General features: G+C 66.9%; 22 protein-coding genes and 1 tRNA gene. 3 read left to right on the top strand and 20 right to left on the bottom strand.

Annotated features, from left to right (window positions below):
• Positions 1-16: 16 nt before the first annotated feature.
• Entirely contained in the window at positions 17-433 is a 417-nt protein-coding gene (locus V8V93_RS03060) for a hypothetical protein (RefSeq protein ID WP_338668903.1), read from the top strand.
• A gap of 562 nt (positions 434-995) precedes the next feature.
• On the opposite strand, the gene V8V93_RS03055 is transcribed toward V8V93_RS03060, so the two are convergent.
• The 19 genes from V8V93_RS03055 to V8V93_RS02965 form a co-directional block, all read right to left on the bottom strand.
• A complete protein-coding gene (locus V8V93_RS03055; RefSeq protein ID WP_338668902.1) occupies positions 996-1,334 on the bottom strand; it encodes a hypothetical protein in 339 nt (112 codons plus the stop codon).
• A 173-nt stretch (positions 1,335-1,507) separates the two neighbouring features.
• Positions 1,508-2,350, bottom strand: a complete 843-nt coding sequence (locus V8V93_RS03050; protein ID WP_338668901.1) for a hypothetical protein — start codon at positions 2,348-2,350, stop codon at positions 1,508-1,510.
• On the bottom strand, positions 2,347-2,577 hold the full coding sequence (locus tag V8V93_RS03045) for a hypothetical protein (protein ID WP_338668900.1): 231 nt from the start codon (positions 2,575-2,577) through the stop codon (positions 2,347-2,349). The genes V8V93_RS03050 and V8V93_RS03045 overlap by 4 nt, the downstream gene beginning before the upstream one ends.
• Entirely contained in the window at positions 2,570-4,321 is a 1,752-nt protein-coding gene (locus V8V93_RS03040; protein ID WP_338668899.1) for a portal protein, read from the bottom strand. The genes V8V93_RS03045 and V8V93_RS03040 overlap by 8 nt, the downstream gene beginning before the upstream one ends.
• A gap of 1 nt (position 4,322) precedes the next feature.
• The gene (locus tag V8V93_RS03035; RefSeq protein ID WP_338668898.1) at positions 4,323-4,592 is read right to left on the bottom strand and encodes a hypothetical protein; all 270 of its coding nucleotides are present in this window, start codon (positions 4,590-4,592) and stop codon (positions 4,323-4,325) included.
• A 216-nt stretch (positions 4,593-4,808) separates the two neighbouring features.
• On the bottom strand, positions 4,809-6,029 hold the full coding sequence (locus V8V93_RS03030) for a phosphopentomutase (protein WP_338668897.1): 1,221 nt from the start codon (positions 6,027-6,029) through the stop codon (positions 4,809-4,811).
• Positions 6,029-7,375, bottom strand: a complete 1,347-nt coding sequence (gene deoA, locus V8V93_RS03025; RefSeq protein WP_338668896.1) for a thymidine phosphorylase — start codon at positions 7,373-7,375, stop codon at positions 6,029-6,031. Before deoA ends, V8V93_RS03030 begins: the two co-directional genes overlap by 1 nt.
• 203 nt (positions 7,376-7,578) lie before the next feature.
• Positions 7,579-8,364: a deoxyribose-phosphate aldolase gene (gene deoC, locus V8V93_RS03020; protein WP_338668895.1), complete on the bottom strand. Its 786-nt coding sequence runs from the start codon at positions 8,362-8,364 to the stop codon at positions 7,579-7,581.
• A 2-nt stretch (positions 8,365-8,366) separates the two neighbouring features.
• Positions 8,367-8,780, bottom strand: coding sequence for a cytidine deaminase (locus V8V93_RS03015; protein ID WP_338668894.1), 414 nt, complete (start codon positions 8,778-8,780; stop codon positions 8,367-8,369).
• Positions 8,781-9,755 carry an ABC transporter permease gene (locus V8V93_RS03010; RefSeq protein WP_338668893.1) on the bottom strand — a complete coding sequence of 325 codons (975 nt, stop codon included), beginning with the start codon at positions 9,753-9,755 and terminating at the stop codon, positions 8,781-8,783.
• The gene (locus V8V93_RS03005; RefSeq protein ID WP_338668892.1) at positions 9,752-10,849 is read right to left on the bottom strand and encodes an ABC transporter permease; all 1,098 of its coding nucleotides are present in this window, start codon (positions 10,847-10,849) and stop codon (positions 9,752-9,754) included. Before V8V93_RS03005 ends, V8V93_RS03010 begins: the two co-directional genes overlap by 4 nt.
• Positions 10,850-12,424: an ABC transporter ATP-binding protein gene (locus tag V8V93_RS03000; protein WP_338668891.1), complete on the bottom strand. Its 1,575-nt coding sequence runs from the start codon at positions 12,422-12,424 to the stop codon at positions 10,850-10,852.
• Position 12,425: 1 nt separating this feature from the next.
• Complete coding sequence (locus tag V8V93_RS02995; protein ID WP_338668890.1) at positions 12,426-13,415, bottom strand: BMP family lipoprotein; 990 nt, start codon at positions 13,413-13,415, stop codon at positions 12,426-12,428.
• A 169-nt stretch (positions 13,416-13,584) separates the two neighbouring features.
• Positions 13,585-14,577: a BMP family lipoprotein gene (locus V8V93_RS02990; RefSeq protein WP_338668889.1), complete on the bottom strand. Its 993-nt coding sequence runs from the start codon at positions 14,575-14,577 to the stop codon at positions 13,585-13,587.
• Positions 14,578-15,043: 466 nt separating this feature from the next.
• Positions 15,044-15,829 (bottom strand): hypothetical protein, encoded by a 786-nt coding sequence (locus V8V93_RS02985; protein WP_338668888.1) that lies wholly within the window; start codon positions 15,827-15,829, stop codon positions 15,044-15,046.
• Positions 15,830-16,071: 242 nt separating this feature from the next.
• A tRNA-Phe gene (locus tag V8V93_RS02980) sits at positions 16,072-16,147 on the bottom strand.
• A gap of 90 nt (positions 16,148-16,237) precedes the next feature.
• Positions 16,238-17,998 (bottom strand): aldehyde ferredoxin oxidoreductase N-terminal domain-containing protein, encoded by a 1,761-nt coding sequence (locus V8V93_RS02975; RefSeq protein ID WP_338668887.1) that lies wholly within the window; start codon positions 17,996-17,998, stop codon positions 16,238-16,240.
• Positions 17,991-18,422 (bottom strand): 4Fe-4S binding protein, encoded by a 432-nt coding sequence (locus V8V93_RS02970; RefSeq protein ID WP_338668886.1) that lies wholly within the window; start codon positions 18,420-18,422, stop codon positions 17,991-17,993. The genes V8V93_RS02975 and V8V93_RS02970 overlap by 8 nt, the downstream gene beginning before the upstream one ends.
• A gap of 34 nt (positions 18,423-18,456) precedes the next feature.
• Entirely contained in the window at positions 18,457-20,079 is a 1,623-nt protein-coding gene (locus V8V93_RS02965) for a glycosyltransferase family 4 protein (RefSeq protein ID WP_338668885.1), read from the bottom strand.
• A gap of 249 nt (positions 20,080-20,328) precedes the next feature.
• Here V8V93_RS02965 and V8V93_RS02960 point away from each other — a divergent pair, with 249 nt between their 5' ends.
• Positions 20,329-21,825, top strand: coding sequence for a sensor domain-containing diguanylate cyclase (locus tag V8V93_RS02960; protein ID WP_338668884.1), 1,497 nt, complete (start codon positions 20,329-20,331; stop codon positions 21,823-21,825).
• Between the two features lie 97 nt (positions 21,826-21,922).
• Here the strand turns inward: V8V93_RS02960 and V8V93_RS02955 are convergent, their stop codons facing one another.
• Positions 21,923-22,549 (bottom strand): chloramphenicol acetyltransferase, encoded by a 627-nt coding sequence (locus tag V8V93_RS02955; protein ID WP_338668883.1) that lies wholly within the window; start codon positions 22,547-22,549, stop codon positions 21,923-21,925.
• Between the two features lie 212 nt (positions 22,550-22,761).
• Between V8V93_RS02955 and V8V93_RS02950 the strand changes: the two genes are divergently transcribed.
• Entirely contained in the window at positions 22,762-24,585 is a 1,824-nt protein-coding gene (locus V8V93_RS02950; RefSeq protein WP_338668882.1) for a hypothetical protein, read from the top strand.
• The last annotated feature ends 75 nt before the right edge of the window (positions 24,586-24,660 follow it).

The raw sequence follows: 24,660 nt of genomic DNA, 5'->3' as shown, positions 1-24,660 counted from the left end.
GACAAAGGAGGCCGCCATGGTCTTGGAATACGAGTTCCTGGGCCGGGACAAACTGGTCAAGGGCCACACTTACCCCATCAAGCGGGGGGACCTGGACGCGGCACTGGAACGGGCAGAGGTCTCGGAGCTACAGTTTGTCTCCTTCAGTTGCAACCCAAAACACCTAGGCCAAGAATTATTTCTGTCGGCAGGAATGCTCCGGGAAGCAAGCCAAAGCGGAGTTTGGTCACGAACCTTTCCCGACATCACCATCATAGCCATTCCGATCGCTGTGTCCCAACGAATAAAAGAGTGCATCGAGGAGAAAGACTTACTGAACCACTTCGCCTGCTGGCTCAAAGACCTGGAAGAAGCGGAAAACGTACGCCGTATGAAAGACCAATTTTACACAGCCTCTCTGATTGGCGGCAAACTGGTCGTTGAACATACTTAAAGCGAGAGGCGGCACGAAGGCCGCCCATTCAGCTTACGTCTTGTCTGGAACGCGGGGGTCGGTGAAGTGATTTTCGAGCAATCGCTGAAACAAGGGACTATTGAACAACATCAACGGCGCACCCGGCCGGACCTTTTTGTCGGTGATGACCTTCAGCACCCCCTTCCACTGATCCGCCCGCCGAAGTAGCTTTTTCCGTTCCTTTCCCGTCGCCTGTTTTGCTGCAGCTTTTAGATCGTCTATATCTTTTTTAAACTCCTCAGTAAGTTCATTTTTTCTATTAAAATCAGCAGACCCATACTTTTTTTAAATGTATTAATTATTTCATCGCTGCCGGTGACCTTCCCCTTCCCATGCTGCCCCTTGGACTGCACCATACCCCCAAGAGATCCGGCGCTGGCAGCGGCCGCGGTGTTGGCCTCTTCGGCCTTGCCGCTCGGGGAGCCCGGCGTCCGGCCCGCTCCGGGACCGGCCGGGTCGGGCGAGGGGGTGGGGCCGGACCGGGGCTGCGCCTCGGCCTCCCGCCGGGCCTCGTATTCCCAGAATCCGTCGGCCCCCTGGTTCAGGGTGCTCCTGCCCTTTGGCTTGGCCCTGGCCGGAGCCGGGGCGGACCAGCGGCCTTGCCGGTGCCCGCGCCCGCGCCATCGGACCCGGCGGGCGTGTCCCGCTTGCCATAGTCGTGGTTCAGGGAAACCCGCTTGCCCTCGTCGCGGGGGTTCCAGTCCACGGGCTTGTCCACGGTCCACCAGTCCAGGGAGCGCTTGTTGCCGTGGTATTTCCTGTTCAGGTTGCCATCCCTGCGCACCGGCTCCATGACGCCGTCGGCGTATTCGATCCACTTGCGCCGGGGCTGGCCGGTGAGCCTGTCCGTGTCGATGCGGGTGAATGTATCGGTATTCAATAATTAATTCATATTGTTATCCTTTGATTACGGGCCGGAGGCTTTCGCCCCCGGCCCTCCAGGGGGTATGACCAAGAGGGACCGGCGGGGTCCCTCGCACCATCTTGCAGACTGTTCAAAAGGGGTTGGATGTTATCCGAAGCAACGACGCAGACAGCCCCTTTTCAACAGTCTTAAATGCGGCTGCCCGGCACGTAGTCGCCGGGGTAGAGCAGCTCGAAGCCCTGATTGACTTTTTTCACGAACGAATCCTCGCGCTTGGTCGGGTCCTTGTAGCGCGGGTCCTGCATCATCTCGCGCAACCGCTCGATGGTCAGGTCCTCGCCCCAGCCACGGGCCGAGCCGCGCAGGCCGCTCTCCAGGACCAGGGGCGCGATCCTGGCGAACGCGCCGATGACCGCAGCCCGGTTGCCCGCGCCCGTGTCGTCCAGGGCGGCCAGCAGCTCCTCGCCGCCCACGGCCTCGGCCGCGCGCAGGGCCGAATCGAGCAGGGACGGGGTGTCGCCCCGGTGCACGGAGCGCAGGGACTCCAGCTCGGATTCCCTGAGCTTGCCCGCCTCGGCCTGCATGGCGTGGTGGGTGTCCAGGACCTGGGGCAGGAACCACTGGTACAGCCCTGCCACCTGTTTGGGGGTCAGCCCCAGTTCAAAGGCCTTTTCGCGCAGGCCGCCGACCAGGTCCTCGCGCAGGGCGAACCCCTCGGGCAGCTCCATATCCGGCAGTTCGTAGCCGTCCGCTTTATCGGGCCTGCCCAGAGCGGCGTAAAAGGCGGCCAGATCCTCGGGCGCATCCTGGTCGCCGGGCACGCGGACAAACCCCTCCGGGGTCTTGCCGAGCATGCGCTGGGCATGGACCAGGGCCTTCACGGCCTCGTCCTTGGTGGCGTACTTGGCCAGCGCCGGGTGGTCGCGCAGGGGAATCTCGGTCTCGGTCCCGTCCTCGCCCATATGGCGGACGGTCCACTCCTCGGGCAGGGTCATCCGCCAATTCTTCTGTTTCTCATTCTTGTCGGTCATCGGTTGTTCTCCTTTTCGATGAAGTTGTCGGGTTCAAGCATCTGCTTCACGTGCAGGACCAGGGACCTGCGGCCCTCGTTGAATTCGGTCCGGCCCCGGTCCGTGGAATAGGTCGGCCGCAGGAAGCAGCCGCGCCGCTCCAGGTCGGCCATGACCGTGCGCCCGTCGGCGGACTCGAAGAGCCGACGGTAGGCCCGGTGCAGCTCAAGCGGGCTGGTCTCAGGCATGAGGAGCCTCCTCGTCTGCTGAGGGGGCGGCCTGTGCGGAATAGGGCTGTGCGGGGGCGGGCGCGGCGTCGGCCCCGGCCTGGGCCCCGAGCATGTTGGTCAGCATCCCCCACAGCTCGGTCAGGGCGCTGGGCCGGTCCGTGTAGGCCTCGGACAGGGTCTTGGCGATGGCCGCCACGCTGGCCACGGTGGACGCGGTCTGCTGCGAACTCGCGGCCCGCTGCTTTCCCTCCCGGTCCTCGGCCACGCGCGCCTCGGACTTGAGGTAGTCGGACGGGGTGTTGAACAGTTCGGTCACGTGCCGGGCCACCCGGTCGGTGTCGAAGTTGTCCATGATCCCGAAGGCGTCCTGCCCGCCCACCAGGGGCGAGAGGTACTCCATGACCTGGGCCAGCCCCTGGGCCTCGTACTGCTTCTGGGCGCGGGACACGGGTGAGGTGTAGCGCACCTCCAGGTCGCCGGGCGCGAGCCCCTCCGGGAACGGCGGCAGCGCCCCGCCGCGCAGCATGATGCGGAAGACCCGCCGGACCAGCGGACCGAGGAACTCGGTCTGCAAGCGGCCCAGCACCGGACCGAGCACGCGCATCTTCTCGGCCTGGCGGATGACCGCCTCGGTGGCCGTGACCGCAGGACCCTCCGGGGCCAATTGGTCGCCGAGGAATATCCGCCGGATGGATTCCCGGCGGCCGTTCATCATCTCCTCGGCCGCGCGCAGGTCCACGTTCACGGGCAACGCCTCAATGCGGTCCGAGGACCCGGCCCGGTAATAGGACAGCCCGCCCGGCCCGGACCGGACCGGGCCGAGGAAGCCGTCGTCCGGGACCATCAGGGGCGGGTCGGACATCTTCTCCGCGGCCATGAGCGCGGTCCGGGCCATGGCGTTGAGCACGCGCACGTCGGAGAGCGCGGTCTGCCCCGGCCCCCGGCCGTAGGTCTCGCCCGCGGCCTTGGCCCAGCGCGGGACCATGTACGGCATCTCCAGGTACCCGCTCTCCTCCAGCACGTGGCTGTTCTTGACCTCCAGATACACGCTGGCGAACGGGAAGTGCGCCGCGCCGAAGCCCGCCGGATCGCGGTCCATGCGCGGAAAGACCGCGTGCAGGACCTCCACCGGTTCCTCGGGCCGGTCCTCGCCCTTGCGCCGGGTCTCGTCCGAGCAGGCCGCGCCCCACTCCTGAATGGCCTGGCGGGCCGTGAGCTCGTACTTGCGATACACGGTGTCCACCCGGCCGCGCGCGGACTCGGCCACGAACACCTCGCCCAGCGGCCTGGACGAGAACCGGACCACGGTGGTCGGGTCCGCCTCCACGTACATGACCGCCGTGCCGAGCAGGGCCGCGTCCAGATACAGTTCGTGCACGTGCGCCTGGAACCCGGTGTCCTCGCTGTTGAACACCGCCACCATGCGCTCCCGCGCCTCCTGCAGAAAGGCGCGGACCTCGTCCCCGTCGCCCACGGCCCGGTCCTTCACCGAGATGTCGAACCAGGGCAGCGACGGGTTGGTCAGCAACCCGCCCAGCGACGAGGCCAAAAGCTCCAGCGCGTGCAGCGGCGTGGAGTCGAAGATGCGCTCGTCGCCCACCCGGCCGCGCCCGAGGGTGTGCCCCCCGAGCCCGCCAAAGCTGTTCTTGCGGGGCAGCATGTATTCCGTCAGTTCCTGCCACGAGCCCACCCACGGGCGGCGTGCCTCCTCCAACCCGGAGAAGCGCGCAAGCAGGGAACGGGCCAGTTCTGTTCTGTCCATGCTACTCCCCCAACCTGGTCTTCAGCGCCTTGCCGGATACCTCCGGGGCGTCCTTCAGGGCCGTCGCGCCCTGGGAAAGCAGACTCTCCGTCCGCCGCTTGCTCTCCAGCTCGCGCGCCTCCAAAACCTTCTCACGGTCCCGGCGGCGCTCATCGGCCTCCTGGCGGGCCTGCTCGCGCTCACGGGCCTCCCGCTCTTCCTTCATGGAATTGTCAGGCCCCTTACCGGCGCCCAACAGGCCGGTCAGGCCCCCGAAAACGCTTCCGATCAAACTTGCAGATCCTCCCATGCGTGAATCCTCCTGTTAAAGTGTTTGGAGGAAGCATAGCCCCGCTTTTTCCGGCACCCCCGAAATGTCGGCGAATGTATGGGAAAAGCGCTTGAGAGGTATAAAAAATCAACTTGACAGGGGGCGGGAGAAGGCGGGCCGGAGAGGTCGGGACGACGACGCAAAAAAACCTCCGGCAGGGCTGCCGGAGGCGTCTTCCTAATCCAGGGGAATGGGCTTCCCGCTCCCCGGCGGTTCGATCCCCAGATGCCGGGCCACGGTCTGGCCGACGTCGGCGAAGGTGTCGCGCAGGCCTGCGGAGCCGGGCAGGACGGGCGGGCCGAACAGGAGCACGGGCACGCACTCGCGGGTGTGGTCCGTGCCTTTCCAGGTGGGGTCACAGCCGTGGTCGGCGGTGATCACGGCCAGGTCGCCGGGCCCGAGCCTGGGGATAAAGGCGGCGATGCGGGCGTCGATGTATTCGAGGGCGGCGGCGTACCCGGCCACGTCGCGGCGGTGGCCCCATTCGGAGTCGAACTCCACGAAATTGGCGAAGACCAGGGCGCCGTCCGGGGCGTGGGCGGCTTCCTGTTCCACAAGGTCGAAGAGCGCGGCCGAGTCCGCCCCCTTGACCGCCCTGGTAATGCCGCGATGGGCGAAGATGTCGCTGGTCTTGCCCACCGAGACGACCTCGCGCCCGGCCTCCTTGAGCCGGTCCAGGAGGGTGGGTGCGGGCGGTTCCAGGGCGTAGTCGCGGCGGTTGGCCGTGCGGGTGAAGCGGCCCGGCTCGCCGACGAACGGGCGGGCGATGACCCGGCCGATGTTGTAGCCGTCCAGCAGCTCGCGCACGAGTTCGCACAGGGCCAGCAGCCGGTCCAGGCCGAAGGTCTCTTCGTGGGCCGCGATCTGGAAGACCGAGTCCGCCGAGGTGTAACAGATGGGCTTGCCGGTGCGCATGTGCTCCTCCCCGAGCGCCTTGAGGATCTCGGTGCCCGAGGCGGCGCAATTGCCCAGGATGCCGGGCAGGCCGCCCCGCTCAATGATGGCCTTGGTCAGTGCTTCCGGGAAGCTCGGGTAGTCGGGCGGGAAATAGCCCCAGTCGAAGGTCACGGGCACCCCGGCCAGCTCCCAGTGGCCGCTGGGGGTATCCTTGCCCCGGCTGATCTCTCGGGCCGCCGCGAACCGGCCGCGCAGGACCGGGGATTGGAGATTCGGGGGAACGGTCCCGGTGACCAGTTGGGCGGCCAGCCCCAGGCCGAGGGAGGCCATGCAGGGCAGGCTGAGCGGGCCGGAGCGCAGGCCGTTGCGGTCCCCTTCGCCGCGCGCGCAGGCCTCGGCGATGTGGCCCAGGGTGTCGGCCCCGGCGTCGCCGTATTGGTCGGCGTCCGGGGCCCAGCCGACGCCGAAGGAGTCGAGGACCAGGATGAAGGCGCGCGGCATCAGACGGCCTCCCCGGCGTTGCGGGCGGTGATCCGTTCGCGGACCACCGGGCGGGGTGGCGGAGGCGCGTCGCCGACGGTCACGGCCGCGCGGATGCGATCGGCGGCCATGTCGGCCTGGGCCTCGTCCCGGCCGTGGACCGTGCACAGGGGGTTGTCCGGGCCGAGCATATCGCCGATGCGGGCGAAGCCGGTCATGCCCACCCCGTGGTCGATGGCCTGGTCCGCGCGGGTGCGCCCGCCGCCCATGGCCACCAGGGCCATGCCCACGGCCCGGCTGTCCATGGCCGTGAGAAAGCCCGGTCTGTCGGGATACACAGGCCGCTTCACGGGCGCGACGTCGAGGTATTCGCCCGATCGCTCCAGAAAGTCCACGGGGCCGCCCAGCCCGGCGACCATGCGTTCGAACCGCTCGGCCGCCGCGCCGCTGGCCAGGGCCGTCTCCATCTTGCGCGAGGCCTCGGCCATGTCGTCGGCCACGCCCGCCAGCACGAGCATCTCGCCGGTGCAGGCCAGGGTGACCTCGGCCAGCCGCGGCTCGCGGGTTGCACCGGTCAGGAAATTCACGGCCTCGCAGACCTCCACCGCGTTGCCCACGGTGTCGCCCAGGACCTCGTTCATGTCCGTGAGCAGGGCCGTGGTCGGCACGCCCGCGCCCGAAGCCACGGTCACGATGGACTCGGCCAGGGCCCGCGCGTCGCCGTACTCCTCCATGAACGCTCCGCTGCCGAACTTCACGTCCATGACCAGCCCCTGCAACCCTGCGGCCAGCTTCTTGGACAGGATCGAGGCCGTGATCAGGTCCATGGACTCCACCGTGGCGGTCACGTCGCGCACCGCGTACAGCCGCCGGTCCGCCGGGGCCAGGTCCGCCGTCTGCCCGATGATGGCGCAGCCCGCCTCCCGGACCACCCGCGCAAAAGTTTCCAGGTCCGGCGCGGTGTCGTAGCCCGGAATGGCGTCGAACTTGTCCAGGGTGCCGCCCGTGTGCCCGAGCCCGCGCCCGGAGATCATCGGCACGAACGCCCCGCATGCCGCAGCCAAGGGGCCCAGGATCAGGCTGACCTTGTCGCCCACGCCGCCTGTCGAATGCTTGTCCGCCACGCCGCGTGCGATGCCGAGCTGCGGCCAGTCCAGGACCCGGCCCGAGTCGCGCATGGCTTCGGTCAGGGTGATGCGCTCGGCCAGGGTCATGCCACGGAAAAAGACCGCCATGGCGAACGCCGCCACCTGGCCCTCGCTCGCCGAGCCGTCCGTGATGCCCCGGACCATGGCCCGGATGTCGGCCTCGGACAGCTCCAGCCCGTCCCGCTTTTTGCGGATGATCTCCTGCGGTATGAATGTCATGCGGTATGCCTCCGGGGTTCAGTCGTTAGCGAGTCTTCGAGCTTTACGAATGATGACAGCATCGATCGACCGGGGAAGGGAGAGGGAACCTTTGAAAAGGGCTTCCCTCTCCCCTTCCCGGACTCATCCCTCTCCCTTCCTGAGCTCTTTGGTGCCGCTTCGCGGGTGTAGGGGTGGGAATTGTCGTTTGCTCGGGTCCTGGTTTAGAGGCCGAGGTGGTTTTTTACGTCGTTGAGCAGGCCGGATGCGCCGAAGCGCAGGGTCTGGGGGGTGGCCCAGCCTTCGCCCATGATGTTGTCCGCGAGGTAGAGGTAGCCCGCCGCGTCGGCCACGGTCTTGAGGCCGCCGGACGGCTTGAAGCCGAGCGTGCGTTTGATCTTGGGGGCCATCTCGCGGATCGCGTCGAGCATGACGGCGGCGACCTCCAGGGTGGCCCCGCCCGGCACCTTGCCCGTGGACGTCTTGATGAAGTCCGCGCCCGCCTCGATGGCGTCCCGGCTGGCCTCGCCAATGATCTTGAGCGACTGCAACTGGCTCGTCTCCAGGATGACCTTGAGCAGGACCGTCTCGCCGCAGACTTCACGCACCTGGTGCAGCAGGGCGATGGCCTGGTCGCGGTGGCCCGCCTTGTACCGCTTGTACGGCAGGACCACGTCCACCTCCTGGGCTCCGGCCGCCACCTGCGCGCTGGCCTCGGCCACGGCCTGGGCCGCGTCGGGCAACCCGTGCGGGAAGTTGCAGACCGTGGCCACGCGCACCCCGGTCCCCCTGAGCTCGTTCAGGGCCAGGGGCACGAATTTGTCGTACACGCAGACCGCGGCCACGTGCCCCCTGGGCGTGACCGCCCGCGCGCACAGGTCGCGGATCGTCTGGTCGGTGTCGTTCTCGCCCAGCGAGGTCAGGTCCATGGAGGTCAGGGTGCGCAGGGCGTACATCCCGTCGGCCCGGACCCGTTCGGCCTCGGCCGTCAATGTCTTCAAATCTTTCATAATCACCGTTGGTTGAGGTTTTCCGGCCCGAAGGACTCGGGCAGCAGTTCGTCCAGGGTCACGGTCAGCAGGACCCCGCGCTCGTTGCAGGCGTGGACCCTGGTGTCCGGCCCGGCGAATTCCCGGATGCGCTGGCGGCAGCCGCCGCACGGAGTACACGGCGCGTCGTCCGGGCCGACCACCACCAGCTCGCGGATGGCTCTGCCCCCGCCGAGGACCATGGCGCTGATCGCCGACTGTTCAGCGCAGCTCCCCAGCGGATAGGCCGCGTTCTCCACGTTGCATCCGGTGTACACCTCGCCCGCGTCCGTGACCAGGGCCGCGCCCACAGGGTGGTTCGAATAGGGGCAGTACGCCCGGTCGCGGGCCGCGACGGCCAGACGGATAAGTTCCGGGATATCGGGCAAATCGGGCATCTAGCGCTCCTTGACGTAAGGTATGCCGTCCGCCTTGGGGGCCACGACCTTGCCCACGAACCCGGCCAGCAGGATCACGGTCATGACGTAGGGCAGCATGATGATGAACTGGACGGGGATCTCGCCCAGCAGAGGCAGGGACACGCCCTGCAGGCGCGCCTGGAGCGCGTCGGTGAAGGCGAAGAGCAGGCAGGCGGTCACGGTCAGACCGGGCCGCCATTTGCCGAAGATCATGGCCGCCAGGGCCAGGTAGCCCTTGCCCGCGGTCATGTCGCGAATGAAGCTCGCGCCGAGCGCGGTGGACAGGCTGGCCCCGGCCACGCCGCACAGCGCGCCCGCGATGAGCACCGCCCGGTAGCGCAGCCAGGCCACGGAGATGCCCGCCGTGTCCACGGCCTCGGGGTTCTCGCCCACGGCCCGCAGCCTGAGCCCGAACCGGGTCTTGTAGAGCATGAAGGAGACGCACGGGATCAGGGCGAAGGTCGCATACGTCAGCAGGGTGTGGCCGCTGATCAGCTCGGCGTAGATCGGGCCCAGGACCGGCACTCCGCGCAACGCCTCGGCACCGGGCAGGGTCAGGGCCATGAACCGCGCGCCCTGCGGCAGGGGCGGGGTGTCGCCGTTGATGTGGAAGATGGCGTGCCCCAGCGTCGGGGCCAGCCCGGCGACCACGATGTTGATGGCCATGCCCGAGACCACCTGGTTGCCCCGGTGGGTGATGCAGGCGAAGCCGTGCAGCAGAGCGAGCAGCAGGCAGGCGAGGATGGCGCAGATGAGACCGAGCCAGACCGAGCCGGTCAGATAGCTGACCGTGGCCGCCGTGAACGCCCCGCCGAGCATCTTGCCCTCCAGGCCGATGTCGATGACCGCCGCCCGCTCCGAGCACAGCCCGGCCAGGGCCGCCAGGATCAGCGGCGTACTGATGCGCAGGGTGGCGTCGGCCGTGAGCAGAAACTGCATCCACAGGTCGGTCATGCCGTGGCCTCCCCGCGCAGGAAGATCCGCTCCAGTTGCGGCCGGTAGAGATGCTCCAGCGCGCCGGTGAACAGGATGACGAAGCCCTGGATGGTCCAGATCATGTCCCGGGTGATGGCCGGCATCTCGAAGGCCAGCTCGGCCCCGCCCTGGAACAGCGCGCCCATGAGCAGGGAGGCGAGCACGATGCCCGCCGGATGGTTGCGCCCCATGAGCGCGATGGCGATGCCCACGAACCCGCACCCGTTGGTGAAGTTGATGACCACCCGGTGCTGCTCGCCCATGAGCTCGTTCACGCCCATGAGTCCGGCCAGGGCCCCGGACAGGAGCATGGAGAGCATGATCGCCCTGGCCGGGGAGATGCCGCTGTACACGGCCGCGTCCGGGTTGCGGCCCACGGCCCGGATTTCGTATCCCCAGCGGGTGTGCCAGATGAACAGCCAGACGCCCACGCAGCAGAGCAGCGCGATGAGCAAGGCCAGGTTGGCGGGCGAGTGGGCCATCTTGATGCCGAGCGCTCCGGCCAGCTCGTGCAGCTTGGGCATCCACGCGGACTCCGGGAACGGCGAGGTCTCGGGCAACTGGGAACCGGGCCGCTTGAGCCAGTCCACCAGCAGGAAGGTCATAACCGACGAGCCGATGAAGTTGAACATGATCGTGGTGATGACGATGTGCGAGCCGCGCCTGGCCTGGAGGTAGGCGGGGATGGCCGCCCAGGCTGCGCCGAACAGGGCCCCGCCGAGCACGGTCAGGGGCAGGACGGCCCAGAACGGCAGATCGCCCAGGTACAGGCAGACCAGACCGATGCCCAGCCCGCCGAGGTATGCCTGGCCCTCGCCGCCGATGTTGAACAGGTAGCAGTGGAAGGCCACGGCCACGGCCAGGCCGGTGAAGATGAAATTGGTGGCGTAGTAGAGGGTGTAGCCGATGGCCTCGCCGTAGCCGAAGGCCCCGTAGACCATGTAGCCGAACGCCTTGACCGGGTCCTGGCCCATGGCCAGGATGACCAGGCCCGAGACCACGAAGGCGGTCAGCAGGTTGAGCGCCGGGATCAGGCCCGCGTTGACCCAGCCGGGGAGTTTGCTCTGCGCCATCTACGCCGCCTCCCCGCCGTTTTTGTCCCGGGCCCCGGTACAGCCCGCCATGAGCAGGCCCAGGCTGCATTCGTCCGCATCCCCTGCCGCCATCTCGCCCACGATGCGCCCGTCGAACATGACCACGATGCGGTCGGCCAAGGACAATATCTCGTCCAGCTCCACCGAGACCAGGAGCACGCCCTTGCCGTGGTCGCGCAGCTCGATGAGTTGCTTGTGGATGAACTCGATGGCCCCGATGTCCACCCCGCGCGTGGGCTGGCCCACCAGGAGCAGGTCCGGGTCGCGCTCCATCTCCCTGGCCAGGACGATCTTCTGCTGGTTGCCCCCGGAAAAGCCCGTGGCCGGGAGGTCCGGGTCGGGCGGGCGCACGTCGAACCGGTCCATGTAGTCGCGGCACAGCCGCCGGACCTTGCCCCGGTCCATGAGCACCCTTCCGTTCACGTCGCGCCCGGTATGGTAGCCGAGGATCATGTTCTCGGCGGCGGTGAAGTCCATGACCATGGCCGTGCGGTGGCGGTCTTCGGCCACGTGCCCCACGCCCAGCCGGTGCATGCCCAGCGGGTTCGTGCGCTTGCCGTCCCCGGCGATGACCTCGCCCTTGAAGCTGATGGTCCCGGAAGTCGGCGCGGCCACCCCGGACAACACCTCCAGCAGCTCGGACTGGCCGTTGCCAGAGACCCCGGCCACGCCGAGGATCTCGCCCCGGCGCAGGGTCAGGGAGACGTCCCTCAATCGGGGCACGCCCGCCGCGTCGGAAAAATTCACCTTGTCCAGCTCCAGGATGGGCTCGCCGGGCGCGGCCTCGGCCTTCTCCACCCGAAGCAGGACCTTGCGCCCGACCATAAGCTCGGCCAGCTCCTCCTTGCTCGTTTCGGCGGTCCTGCGGTGGGCCACCATGGTCCCGCGTCGCATGATCGATACCGTGTCGGTCGCGGCCATGATCTCGCGCAGCTTGTGGGTGATCAGGATGACCGTATGTCCCTGTCCGCGCAGGGTGTCGAGCATGGCGAACAGCCGGTCCGCTTCCTGGGGCGTGAGCACGCCCGTGGGCTCGTCCAGGATCAACGTCTCGGCCCCGCGATACAGGGCCTTCAAAATCTCGACGCGCTGCTGCAATCCCACGGGCAGGTCACCGACCACGGCGTCCGGGTCCACTTCCAGGCCGTACTCCCGGCCGAGCCGTTCGAGCTCCCGCCGGGCGTGGCGCAGGGAGGTCTTGATCAACCCGCCCTCCTCGGCCCCGAGGACCACGTTTTCGAGCACCGTGAACGGCTCGACCAACATGAAATGCTGGTGGACCATGCCGATCCCCTGACTGATGGCCTGGGCCGGGCTGGTGATCTTCACGTCCCGGCCGTTCACGCGGATGCGCCCGCTGTCCGCCTGGTAAAATCCGTAGAGCATGCCCATGAGCGTGGACTTGCCCGCCCCGTTCTCGCCCACGATGCCGTGGATGGTGCCCCGGGCCACCGCCATGGACACGTCCCGGTTGGCCCGTACCGGCCCGAAGGACTTGTTCAGTTCGATCAGTTCGACCGCCGGGGGGGCCGTATGGTCGCCGGTGGAGCCCATGCTACCTGTCCATGATGTCGAAGTAGTTGGTGACGACGATTTTGTCCGAAATGATGTCCGCCTTGGCCTTGTCCACGCGCGCCCGCATTGCCGGGGTGATCAGGGCCTCGTTGTACCGGTCCAGCGAGTAGTCCACCCCGCCCTCGGCCAGCCCGAGCAGCCGGACGCCCGGCTTCCAGGTCCCGGCCTCGGCGTCGCGCAGGGCCTCGAACACGGCCAGGTCCACGCGCTTGACCATGGAAGTCAGCACGCTCCCGGGGTGCAGATAGTTCTGGTTGGCGTCCGTGCCGATGGAAAATTTGTGCAGGTCGGCCGCGGCCTGGAGTACGCCCAGCCCGGAGCTGCCCGCGGCCTGGTAGACCACGTCCGCGCCCCGGTCGAACTGGGAGCGGGCCAGCTCGCCCGCCTTGATCGGGTCGCCCCAGGCCGCCGGGGTGTCGCCGGTCATGTTCTCGAAGATGGTGATGCCCTTGTTCACGTACCGCGCCCCTTCCTTGTAGCCCAGGGCGAACTTGCGGATCAGCGGGATGTCCATGCCGCCGACAAAGCCGATCTTGCCGGTCTTCGTCTTCATGGCCGCGATCATGCCCACCAGGAACGAGCCCTCGTGCTCCTTGAAGACCACGGACTCCACATTGGGCCGGTCCACGGCCATGTCCACGATGACGAACCGGGTGTCCGGAAACTGCGGGGCGATCTGCTCCAGGACCGAGGCGTAGGAGAATCCGACCACGATGATCGGGTCGTACCCGCGCGCCGCGAAGCGCTGCATGGCCTGGGCGTACTGCGACTCGTTGGTCGGGGTGAACTCCTGGTACGGGAGCCCGGATTCCTTACTGAACTTCTCCGCGCCGCGATAGGCGGCCTCGTTGAACGACCGGTCGGACTTGCCCACCTGGTCGTAGAGCAAGGCGGGCTTGAAGGCGAAGGCGGGGCCGGAGCACAGGGCCAGGACCAGGATCATGAGGGCGGGTACGAGCGAGCGGGGCATGGGTTCTCCACCTGGAGCGGAACCTGACGGGTCCGCAGGATTGTCGAAAAGGGGCCGGGACGCGGTGGGTGACAATACCCCATACGCCGCGCCGAGCCAAGCGGCCGCCCGGCGGCGAGCCCGGCGGCAAAGCCGCGCCCGCCGCCGAAAAACCACCCGACCGGACCGGCTAGCGGTCCATGATGTCGAAGTAGTTGGTGACCACGATCTTGCCCGAGATAATGTCCGCCTTGGCCTGGTCCACCCTGGCCTTCATCTCCGGAGTGATCAGGGCTTCGTTGTACTTGTCCATGGCGTAGTCGACACCGCCCTCGGCCAGGCCCAAAACCTTCAGGCCGGGCTCCCAGTCGCCGTTGCGCGCATCGCGCATGGCCTCAAACACGGCCAGGTCCACGCGCTTGACCATGGAGGTCAGCACGCTTCCGGGATGGATGTAGTTCTGGTTGGAGTCCACGCCGATGGAGAACTTCCTGGCGTCCGCCGCGGCCTGGAGCACGCCCATGCCGGATCCGCCCGCCGCGGTAAAGACCACGTCCGCGCCGCGGTCGAACTGGGAGCGGGCCAACTCGCCCGCCTTGATCGGGTCGCCCCAGGCCGCAGGGGTGGTCCCGGTCATGTTCTCGAAGAGGGTGATGTCCTTGTTCACGTACTGCGCCCCTTCCTTGTAGCCCAGGGCGAACTTGCGGATCAGCGGCACGTCCATGCCGCCGACAAAGCCGATCTTGCCGGTCTTGGTCTTCATGGCCGCCAGCATGCCCACCAGAAACGAGCCCTCATGCTCCTTGAAGACCACGGACTCCACGTTGGGCTGGGCAACGACCATGTCGATGATCACGAACTTGGTGTCCGGGAACTCCGGGGCGATCTTCTCCAGCGCCGAGGCGAACGAAAACCCGACCACCACGATCAGGTCGCTGCCCCGGGACGCGAACCGCCGCAGGGCCTGCTCGTACTGGGACTCGTTGGTCGGCTCGAAGTCCCGGTACTTGATGCCGGTCTCCTGCGAAAACCGCTCGGCGCCCATGTGCGCGGCCTGGTTGAACGACTTGTCGAACTTGCCGCCCAGATCATAGATTACGGCCGGGTTGAGAGCCAACGCGTTGCTGGCGAAAAACGCCAGAACCAAGGCAACCACGGCGGGTATCATCAGCTTGCGGAACATGCATCCCTCCAAACGGTTTCGCGGAAACTCCCCCGTTCCCGCCACAACAAACTCCAATCGGGCCGGTTCGCCCCCCCCCCCGCGCCGCACGGCGCGGCGGTACAATACGCTATACGCCATCACCGGCGGAACGCCAACCGGAACATGGTTCCGCCGGGGTCACGCCGTGCGGGGCCTCCGGCGGCCGGGGCGGATTGTTGCGCGGAGGGTGTGGGCCGGACTCGTTGAGCCGGTCTCGCGGCGTTTCGGAACGGGCGTGTAACAGGACGCTTTCACGCGCTATGCCCTCCGCGAAGCGGCACAAGAAGTTTAGGAGGGAGAGAGGGGGTTGGGAGTCCAGGGGAAGGGGAGAGAGGGAAGCCCTTTTCAAAGGGTGCCCTCTCTCCCCTTCCCCTGGCTGCCGCAGGCAAACCCGCCCGCGAAGTCCTTTCGCGGGGCGGGGTTTTATAGCGGACGGCGGGGATGGCTAGTTGAAGAGGTCGCCGATGGCGTTGCGGATGCTGCCCTTGATTTCGTCCTTGGTGGTTTCCTTGGCGTCCATGCCGATTTCCTTGGCGTCGTCGTCGAGGCCCATATCATCGTCGCTCTGCTGCGGAGGCTGTTGCAGCCGGGCCTGTTGGGCGCCCGCCGGAAGCTTGTAGTAGGCGGCGTCGAGGTTGCGCACGGACAGTTTGGCCAGGCGCATTTCGTTGCCGTAGCGGAGGATGCCGCCGTAGCCCATCTTCTTGGCCTCATCCAGGGAGTCCTGGAAGGATCGGCCCATGGACTGGGTCAGGGCGTCGGCCATGGCCATCCATGCGTCGGTGACCTTCTTGATGTTGGAGTGGGTGGACAGGACCATCTCGTCGCGGCGCACGACCTTGCCGTCCTCGAAGACCACGGCGTTGTAAACCTTGCCCTTGTACCCGGCGATGGTTTCGATCTTGCCGGTCTTTTCGTAGCGCACCTCGTATTCCGGCTCGGATCCGCCGCCGAACATGGAGGTCAGGCCGCCAGCCATGCCCGCGGTCATGGCCCCGAGGTCGTAGACCTGGCACGGGCCGGAGTCGCAGTTCACGGAATAGACCTTGCCGTTCGACAGCAGGGTGTAGGCCGTGGGCGAGGTGTCCATACGCACGTGCTGCGCATCGCGGGCACAAAGGGTAACCATGGTCCCGTCGGCGTATTGGTAGGTGGCGACGATGTCGGATACGGCCAGCGCGGCCGCCGGCATGGCCAAGACAAGACAGAGTAGAAGGACGATTCTACGCATAACGTTGCTCCTCCCGGTTCTCCCCTCGGTTGTTGACGCTCCCGCCCGGCCCGACGCCGATTTCGGAACAACATTAACCATAAACGAAGACTTATATCAATCCGCGAATGAGCAGCCGTTCCCTGTCCGCGTAACCGGAATGCCCCGCCGCCCCCCCGCATTGCCCCCATACCGGCCCTGCCTGCCGATCGGCCCACGAAAAAAGGCTTCCACTCGCAAGAGTGAAAGCCTTTGATTCCAGATGGTGCTCGGGGACAGAATTGAACTGCCGACACGGGGATTTTCAGTCCCCTGCTCTACCGACTGAGCTACCCGAGCAACCGGTCGAGAAGTTGGGGTTTACCGAAATGGCGGGCGGTTGGCAACCCCTTTTTTTCAAGAAGGCGGTTTTTTGGCCGTGGACCGGGGCTATTCTCCGCCCTCTTCCTCCGGGTCCGCGCCCATTTCCAGAATGCTGGCCGCGTAGGCCCGGCGCAGGGCGTCCATGTAGTCGACGTCCACTGGGCCCTTCCAGGTGGTGATCTCGGTGTACCGCTTGGGGATCTTGACCTCGTCCGGGCGGTAGCCCATCTGAAGCCTGAGCCGCCAGCGCATGCGCTGGACCCGTTTGCCGATGTCGTCCACGGACCCGTTCAGTTCGCCGTAGCCCACGGATTCCAGGGCCTCGGCCAGGAGGTCCTCCTTGTACACCCCGCGCGAGAACAGGCAGCCGACCATGCAGTTGAGCACGATCCGCTCGCGGCCGTCCTGGAGCAGGAAGTTCAGGGCCTTGTCCACATCCTTCTCGGCGTGCTTCTGGTCGTAGGCGTAGCCGCCGGAGTCCAGGTGCGAGTGGCGGAAGCCCAGCCCCTCGGCCACGAAGAAGACCTCGCCCGTGGCGTAGCCGGCCATCTCCTGGCCGAGCACGCAGGCGAAGTCCTCGCCGCCGTACGCCTTGGCGCACTTCATGGTCCCCTGGGCCAAGAGCCGGTAGAAGTCGTTGCCCGGACGGCCGAGGTGCTCCACGGCCTGCATATAGGTCTCGGAGTCGCCCCATTTGAGCGGAACCAGGGTCTCCTTTTCGGAGACGACTCCCCGCTCCAGGGCCTCGGTGGCCCAGGCCAGGGCCACGCCCGCGGACATGCAGTCCAGCCCCTCCTTCTCGATGACGTCGAGGATGCGCAGGACTTCGGGGGCGTCGGTCACCTCGAGCATGCCGCCGCAGGAAAAGATGGGCTCGTAGTCGTAGCCCACCTGGCGGTAGAGATACTGGTTGTTGGTCTGGAACTGCTCGCGCACGAAGCCCACGTGGATGCAGCCCACCGGGCAGCCCGCGCAGGCCGCGTTGCGCAGCAGGGTGTCGTCGGCAAAGGTCTCGCCCGAGATGTTCTCGGCCGCCGGGCTCGAGGTCTGCTGCAGGTTCTTCCACGGCAGGGACTTGAGGGCGTTGAGCGGGTTGATGTTCACCGCCGTGCCCAGGCCGTGGTACTTGGCCATCATCTCGGTGGTGGTCAGTTGCTCGAAGATATGCTTGTACAGCTTGGGGTACGCCTTGCCCTCGGGCAGGTCGAAGCCCCGGTCGCCGAGCACGCAGATGGCCTTGAGGTTCTTGGCGCCCATGACCGTGCCGCCGCCCAGCCGTCCGAAGTGCCGGTAGGTGTCCACGTTGATGCAGGCGTAGGCGGACAGGTTCTCGCCCGCCGGGCCGATGCGCATGATCGAGCGGCGTCCCGAGCCGGGGAATATCTTGCGCAGAACCCGGCCGGTCTGGATGGCGTCGAAGCCGCGCATGTACTCCACGTCGCGGACGTCCACCAGGCGCGACCCCACGCATATGGCCGTCAGCCGTTTGGCCTTGCCGGTGATGACCAGGGCGTCCAGGTCGGCGAAACGCAGGGACAGGGCGGATTTCCCGCCCGCGTAGCTCTCGGTGTACTGGTTGTGGTAGGGCGAGCGGAAGGCGCAGCAGGTCTTGCTCATCAGCGGGAAATACCCGGTCAGCGGGCCGATGGCGAAGATCAGGGGCTGCTCGGGGTCGTCCCAGTCGCGGTCTATGCGTCCGAACTCCCGGAACAGGTACGCGGCCAGGCCGGAGCCGCCCAGGTACTCGCCCCGGCCGGGAAGCTCCTTGAGGCGGGTCTTGCCCGAGGTCAGGTCGACCACCATGACGCGGAAGAAGTCTCTAATCATTGCGGGCCTCCTCCTGTTCCTTGGGTGGCAGGTCCACCAGCTCCAGGCAGTCGTGGGGGCAGTAGGGCACGCACTGGCCACAGTGGATGCAGACGTAGGGGTTGACCAGGTGATCGAGGAAGATGGCGTCCACCGGGCACGCCTCGGCGCACTGGCCGCAACGGATGCACAGGTTCCGCTTCTGGATCACGCCGCCGTCCCGGCGCTGGGACAGCGAGCCCGTGGGGCAGGCCTCGGCACAGGGGGCCGGATGGCAGGCCAGGCAGACACGCGCCTCGAAGCCCGTGGACAGCCCGCCGGACGACGAGATGCGGATGCCCGCCTTGTTCCAGGAAAGAACCTTATGGACCTGTCTCGCGCAGGCCAGCGAACAGGAATGGCAGCCGATGCATCGTTCCATGCGGGCTGCTCTGAGAGCTTTCATCGTATGCCTCCGGGTTGGGAACGCCGGGTTGATATCATTCCGTGGTTTGCAGGATATCCTGTTTGAGCGCCCACAGGATATGATTTTTGATCTGGGTGACATTCAGGTCGGGCGCCACGTCCGAAACCTTGCGTATCAGGGTGGCGCTGTCAACCGGGCTGCGGGCGAAAAAGGCCAGCCGCCGGACCACGTCGAGGTCGATGGCACCCTTCAGCCCTGCGTACAGATTGGGAAAATCACGGTTCCGGTAAAATGCCTCGCCTGTCCGGCCCACGGTCAGTTTCACCGAATCGTCAAGGGTCCGCGTCGGGTAGTGCCCGAAGATGCGCCCGTACTCCGGGACCAGGGGATGGACCAGGCCGCGCAAGGGGTCGGCCTCGGCCGGCTCCTTCCACAGCTCGTCCCACAGGGCCGCGTATTGGCCGATGACCGCCGGCCAGTGGAACAGGCGGCGGACCCGGTCGCGCCCGGCAGCGCCCATGGCCGCGCGCAGTTCCGGGTCGCGGATGAGCCGCCCGAGGGCCTCGGCCAGGGCCGGGATGTCCACGGCCGTGGCCTGGGCCAGGGCGAGATGATAGTGGCTGTCGAAATTAAGCGGCGCTGCCAGGTCCACGTCCGGGGTCTCGGCGGGCCCCATGGTCGGCACCAGCCAGCCGGTCTCGCCGTGGACCACGATGTCCCGGTACCCGTCGTAATCCGAGGCCACCACGGGCAGGCCGAAGGCCCCGGCCTCCACCAGGGTGATGCCGAAGGTCTCCTGGGGATTGTCCGCGATGGACACGAACACGTCCGCCTGCCGGAACAGCTCCCGCTTGCGCGCCTCGTCCGGACGCAGGACCACGCTCATGGGAATGCCCGCGTTGGCCGCCAGGTGGCTCAGGGTGTCCAGGACGTGCGTCTCCTGCTCGGCCCAGCCCGCCAGGACCAGCTCCACGCCGTGCGGGTCGAGCCCGTCCGTGACCAGCCGGTGCAGGGCGCGGACCAGGGGCACCAGGTCCATCTTCGAATGGTGGGAAATGCGTCCGAAGACCAGAACGCGCGTCGGCCCGCCCTCCTCGCCCTCTCCGGGCGCGTAGGCGTCCGCGTCCACGGCCAGGGGGATGCATTCGAGCCTCGGGCCGGGATGGGTCGTCTCATCGAGACCGAACCCCGCGCGCAGTTGCCCGAAGTACCCTTCGACCGCGCGGCGGCCCGCGGTCGAGGTGCAGACGATGGCGTCGCGCCGGGTGGTGCCGGGCCACAGATGCTGCAGAAACGCCTTGGGATAGCCCGCGTAGCTCAGGGAATGGATCGGCCCGGTGACCGGAAAGATGCGCTCGCTCAAGCGATTGCGCATGCGCGCAAGATACGGCTGGCTGGTGATGCAGTCCGACAGGTGGAAGCAGTGATAGGCCGTGTCCCTGAGCCGGTCGGGCAGAGCGTCGCGGAGCATGAGCCGGGTGCGTTCCCCCTCCAGCATGCGGGGCGCGGTCCGCTCCAGGTGCTGCCGCAACGGGGCCAGGGCCTGCCCTCCGGGCAGGAAAAAGTGGTATTCGTCGAACGGATCGGCCTTGAGCAGGGCGTCCAGGAAGCCTACGTTGGCCACGGTGCGGCCCAGGACGGGCCCGCCCTCGAAGAAGGGGTCCAGGGTCCCCCAGATGCGTTTTGTTCCGGCCATGCCTAGGTAAAGACCGTTCCCGGCCGGTTTGTCAATGGCCGGGCGCCCCCGCCAAGGGGTAGATTGTGCCTCCCCGGTCCGCCTCCCGGCTCCATGCCGTACAATTTTCTCCTGCCATATCAACTGGCTGCCATCAAGATCTGCCGCCGTCTTCCGTTCGTCACCCCGTGTGGCCCCGATTTTGCTGAATCTCAAGCGGGGCGGAACGATCCGCCAAAGTTTTGACGTCGTAAAGGAGTACGATGCAGAATGCCTAGACAGTCCATAAAGCGAGGCCGGCGGCCCGAACTCATGTGGGGCCTCGGCCTCAGCGAGACCATGGTGCGCCAGATCATCGACGGCGTCGGTCCTGGTTTCCACGTCCGCAATTTTCCCGAGGGCGCCCTGCCCGTGACCCGCGAGCTGGAGCAGGAGGAGAAACCCTCGGCCGCCTGGATACCCTGGACGGTCTGGCGCGGTTTCCCCGAATCCCGCAGGCAGGCATACCGCGACCAGGACGAGACCCATCGCATCCTCATCCAGGACGGCGACGCGGAACTCGAAATGGACACGGTCCTGGCCGAAGGGTTCCTGACCGCCGTGGGTCTGCCCCTGACCCGGCCCAAGATCCAGGACGTCATGTTCCGCGCCAAGGAGGTCAAGAGCCTCTACTCGGACATCTACCGGATGACCGAAGAGATCATGCTCGAACGCGAACTCCTGGCCCGCAAGACCGACCAGCTCATGTTCCTGAACAGGCTGCTCGCCTCGGCCACCGAAAGCCTCGACGCCGCCACCATCCTGGCCAACGCCAAGAACTCGCTGGGCCTTATCCTGCCCGTCAAGGTGCTCCACGCCGCCTTCTGGAACACCGGTTCGGACAACGCCGCCGATGTGGAGATTTTCCTCAACGGCAAGATGACCCCGGCCTCGGAGTCCGCCTGGATCGAACGGATCACGGCCTCCGCCGGCTCCCTGGGCTCGGGCGCGGTCAACGGCTTCCAGATTTCCTACACCGACCCGGCGCGCCGGCCCGAATATTCCCTGAGCCCGGACCAGGGCAAGCTCGTGACCATGCCGCTCAGCGCCGGACACCAGACCTTCGGCTGCCTGGCCCTGCTCTGCGAACCGGGCTACCGGCTGGGCAAAGATCAGGTCGAGACCCTGCGCTCCGCCGTCAACCATGTGGGCCTGGCCCTGCGCAACGCCCTGGCCTTCAAGGAGGTCAAGCTCCGCGCCGACCGCGACGGGCTGACCAAGCTCTACAACCGCCGCTCCTTCGACGAGCGCCTGGTCTACGAGATCAAGCGTAGATCACGGTATCATCACGACCTCTCCCTGCTCATGGTCGACCTCGATCACTTCAAATCCGTCAACGATACCTACGGCCACAAGGCGGGCGATCTCGTCCTGCGCAAGGTCGGCGAGATCCTGTCCACCGTGTTCCGCACCACCGACCTCGCCGCCCGCTACGGCGGTGAAGAATTCGTCGTGCTCCTGCCCCACACGAGCGAAGAGGCCGCCTGGAAACTCGCCGAGCGCGTGCGCACCGCCATCGAAAACTGCGCCTTCGACTTCGGCGGACAGAACTTCTCCGTGACCGCCTCCATCGGCGTCGCCTCCGTGGAAGGCGGCTCCCTGGCCGCCACCGACGACGACCTCGTGCTCAAGGCCGACAAGGCCCTCTACCAAGCCAAAAACAACGGCCGGAACATGGTCGTGGTCTCCGGACAAAAATCCACCGCCGCACACAACGCCCTGCAATAGCAGGCCATCGATGCTCGACAAGCCCCGCCCGGAGTTCCCTCCGGGCGGGGCTTTCCCGTGCCCCCGGGGGCATCAGCAGCGGGACTGGGCACGCGCCCTACCCGAATTCGTCCAGGGTCTCCTGCAGATACTCGTAGAAGCGCCCGGCGTGCAGGCCGTCGGCCAGGGCGTGGTGGACCTGGAGGTTGACGGGCATGAGCCAGCGGCCGTTCCGCTCGCTGAATTTGCCCCAGGCGATGCGAGGGAAGGAGTCGTCTGGGCCCTGGACGGGGTGGTGCATGGAGGTGAAGTGCAGCCAGGGCAGGCAGGTGGTGAAGACGAGATCCAGGCGGTGGGCGGAGTCGTCCGAGAGTTCGGTCTGCCGTTTGCCCGCCTCGACGGCTTCGGCGCAGGCCCGGTCGAAGTCGGGCCAGTTGTCGGCGTAGTCGAAATAGCAGAAGGCGAAGCGGTCACCGTCGATGGGTACGGTGGGCGCGGGATGAACGGCGTCGAACTCGACCACGTCCGGGCCGTCCAGCCGCTGGCGGAACTCGGGGATACGGTTGGCGGCGCGCATGACCGCGTAGAGCGCCGCGTTGAACACGGACACGCCGCGCGGCTTGGCCGTGGTGATCAGCGCGGTCACGTCCACGTCGGCGGTCAGGGAAAAATGCGGCGAGGGCAGGGTCCGGAAATAGTCGTACAGGCTCTTGCGGGGCCAGTCGTGCATGTCGAGGGTCTTCATGTTCTCCGGCTTACGGGACCGGCCCGCCGCTGTAAAGGCCCGCATACCGGCCGCCGGATGTGGGGGAATATCCCTGACCCGTGGTTTTTTCACAAACTAACCCGTGGGAATTACGCGTTATTCATACATTGACAAATACTAGCGCCCATTCTAATCATGATAGGGAATATTCACAGCGGCATTGAGAGGACCCTATTCCGAGGAGCACGGCCATGGCCGAACAGATCAAGGTGGAGCTTCCCGCATCCGGCGAAACGGCGACGTATCGGCTGGCAGCGGGCGTTCCGGTGAAGTTCGGCTTCGACCTGTCCGAGGCGGATTTCGCGGCCTCCGGAAACGACCTGGTCATCTCCCTGCCCGGCGGCGGGTCCGTGGTTCTGCTGGGCTACCTGGCCCTGGCCGGGGAGGATGCCCTGCCGGTCTTCGAGATGCTCGACGGGCAGATGGTGCCGGGCGACGTCTATCTCTTCGCTTTCGGCCAGGCGGTCGAGACCGCGGCCGGCGATGCGCCCGGCGGGTCCGGTGCCGGGGCCTATGCCGACGATCCGGGGCTGTTGGGCAGCGGCCTGGACGCCCTGGACGGCCAGAGCTCCCTGTTCTCGGCCACGCCCCAGGCCGATGCGCCGTCCTCGCCGCCCGTGGAGGGCGCTCCCCTTCCGGCCCAGGACGCGGTGACCATCTTTCCCGAAACCACGCCTGTGCAGATCGTGCTCAACCCGGACTTCGAGGCCTCGGGCTACACCGGCGACCGCTGGTCCTACCTCGACGACGTGGACCACTGGCGGAACACCGGCGGGGCCGACGGGCCGGACGGACCGAATCTCCAGCTATTCCACCGCATGATGGCCATGTCTCCCATGGGCCTGGCCCCGACAGGGGACAGCCCCATGAAGACCTGGGGACGGGACATGCCCCAGAAACCTCTTCAGGGCGACCGGCTCATGGAGCTCGACGCCCGGACCGGCTCGGTGGACACCTTGTCCCAGGCCATCGCCACCAAGGCGGGCGAGGCCCTGACCATCGCCTTCCATTTCGCTCCGCGCGTGGACGGGATCGACGCACCGGGCATGGACAGCAACGATTTCCAGGTCACCTTGGGCGACCAGCTCGTGGCCACGATCACCTGGGACGCGGCCTTCGGGGACGGGACCTGGCTGGTGACCATGGGCGAGGGCGTAACCACGGCCGACGGCGGGACCGGCAGCTTCCACTTCACCAACTGGGGGTACGTCGAGGGGGCCGACGCCACGGACTGGACCGAACTCGCCTTCACCCTGACCGCCGGCCAGGACCACGCCGCCCTGACCTTCTCCGAATTTTCCGCCCACAGCGACGGCTACGGCACCCTGATCGACGCCGTGACCGCCTACCGCGGCTTCGACACCCTGACCGTGGGCGGGGAGTCGGACGACATCCACCATGCCGAGTTCCTGGCCGGGACCGACGGCGACGACGCCATCTTCGGCTCGGCGCACACCGTGGTCGACGGCGTGGACGACACCTACTCCCACGCCGAGGTCATCGACGGCGGCGCGGGCGACGACGCCCTGTACGGCGGACAGAACTTCCTGACCGTCATCTCCGGCGGCGCGGGCGACGACTTCATCGTGGCCGGACGCCCGCTCTCATATGGCCTGGAGGAATCCCACGCCACGGACGAGCCGGTGGGCCAGAGCTACATCCTGCCAGGCTCCGGCAACGACTACGTACGCCTGGGCGAAGGGGCAGACGCCATCATCCTCAACCGCGACGCCCTGGTGGACGGTGAAAAACTGACCGTCGAAAACTTCACCCCGAACAACGGGGAGTCGCTCAATTCGGACCACCTCTTCCTGGCCGACGGCCTGCAACTACAAGGCTCCTCCTACACCGACGGCGACCTGCACCTGCTCATCGGCGACGGGACCGGCTCCATCGAAGTCACCCTCGTGGGCATGGAACCCGCCGCCGTGGAGACGTTCCTCCATACCGGCACTGAAGCCGATACCGTCAACGACCAAATCCAGGCCGTCATCGACTCCGGCGGCCTGGCGTAGGAGGACCGCGCCTCCGGCGGCTGGGGAGAGGAGAGGAACCCTTCGAAAAGGGCTTCCCTCTCTCCCTTCCTCAGA

Origin of the sequence: Pseudodesulfovibrio sp. 5S69, from assembly GCF_037094465.1 — a bacterium.
GTDB lineage: Bacteria > Desulfobacterota > Desulfovibrionia > Desulfovibrionales > Desulfovibrionaceae > Pseudodesulfovibrio > Pseudodesulfovibrio methanolicus.
This window is presented reverse-complemented; position numbering and strand designations above follow the sequence as displayed.

What these genes read in the sequence shown, in the direction of transcription:
- V8V93_RS03060 (WP_338668903.1), top strand. Translation starts at nt 17, where the DNA reads ATGGTCTTGGAATACGAGTTCCTGGGCCGGGACAAACTGGTCAAGGGC.
- V8V93_RS03050 (WP_338668901.1), bottom strand. Translation starts at nt 2,350, where the DNA reads ATGACCGACAAGAATGAGAAACAGAAGAATTGGCGGATGACCCTGCCC.
- V8V93_RS03045 (WP_338668900.1), bottom strand. Translation starts at nt 2,577, where the DNA reads ATGCCTGAGACCAGCCCGCTTGAGCTGCACCGGGCCTACCGTCGGCTC.
- V8V93_RS03040 (WP_338668899.1), bottom strand. Translation starts at nt 4,321, where the DNA reads ATGGACAGAACAGAACTGGCCCGTTCCCTGCTTGCGCGCTTCTCCGGG.
- V8V93_RS03030 (WP_338668897.1), bottom strand. Translation starts at nt 6,029, where the DNA reads ATGCCGCGCGCCTTCATCCTGGTCCTCGACTCCTTCGGCGTCGGCTGG.
- deoA (WP_338668896.1), bottom strand. Translation starts at nt 7,375, where the DNA reads ATGACATTCATACCGCAGGAGATCATCCGCAAAAAGCGGGACGGGCTG.
- deoC (WP_338668895.1), bottom strand. Translation starts at nt 8,364, where the DNA reads ATGAAAGATTTGAAGACATTGACGGCCGAGGCCGAACGGGTCCGGGCC.
- V8V93_RS03015 (WP_338668894.1), bottom strand. Translation starts at nt 8,780, where the DNA reads ATGCCCGATTTGCCCGATATCCCGGAACTTATCCGTCTGGCCGTCGCG.
- V8V93_RS03010 (WP_338668893.1), bottom strand. Translation starts at nt 9,755, where the DNA reads ATGACCGACCTGTGGATGCAGTTTCTGCTCACGGCCGACGCCACCCTG.
- V8V93_RS03005 (WP_338668892.1), bottom strand. Translation starts at nt 10,849, where the DNA reads ATGGCGCAGAGCAAACTCCCCGGCTGGGTCAACGCGGGCCTGATCCCG.
- V8V93_RS03000 (WP_338668891.1), bottom strand. Translation starts at nt 12,424, where the DNA reads ATGGGCTCCACCGGCGACCATACGGCCCCCCCGGCGGTCGAACTGATC.
- V8V93_RS02995 (WP_338668890.1), bottom strand. Translation starts at nt 13,415, where the DNA reads ATGCCCCGCTCGCTCGTACCCGCCCTCATGATCCTGGTCCTGGCCCTG.
- V8V93_RS02990 (WP_338668889.1), bottom strand. Translation starts at nt 14,577, where the DNA reads ATGTTCCGCAAGCTGATGATACCCGCCGTGGTTGCCTTGGTTCTGGCG.
- V8V93_RS02985 (WP_338668888.1), bottom strand. Translation starts at nt 15,829, where the DNA reads ATGCGTAGAATCGTCCTTCTACTCTGTCTTGTCTTGGCCATGCCGGCG.
- V8V93_RS02975 (WP_338668887.1), bottom strand. Translation starts at nt 17,998, where the DNA reads ATGATTAGAGACTTCTTCCGCGTCATGGTGGTCGACCTGACCTCGGGC.
- V8V93_RS02970 (WP_338668886.1), bottom strand. Translation starts at nt 18,422, where the DNA reads ATGAAAGCTCTCAGAGCAGCCCGCATGGAACGATGCATCGGCTGCCAT.
- V8V93_RS02965 (WP_338668885.1), bottom strand. Translation starts at nt 20,079, where the DNA reads ATGGCCGGAACAAAACGCATCTGGGGGACCCTGGACCCCTTCTTCGAG.
- V8V93_RS02960 (WP_338668884.1), top strand. Translation starts at nt 20,329, where the DNA reads ATGCCTAGACAGTCCATAAAGCGAGGCCGGCGGCCCGAACTCATGTGG.
- V8V93_RS02955 (WP_338668883.1), bottom strand. Translation starts at nt 22,549, where the DNA reads ATGAAGACCCTCGACATGCACGACTGGCCCCGCAAGAGCCTGTACGAC.
- V8V93_RS02950 (WP_338668882.1), top strand. Translation starts at nt 22,762, where the DNA reads ATGGCCGAACAGATCAAGGTGGAGCTTCCCGCATCCGGCGAAACGGCG.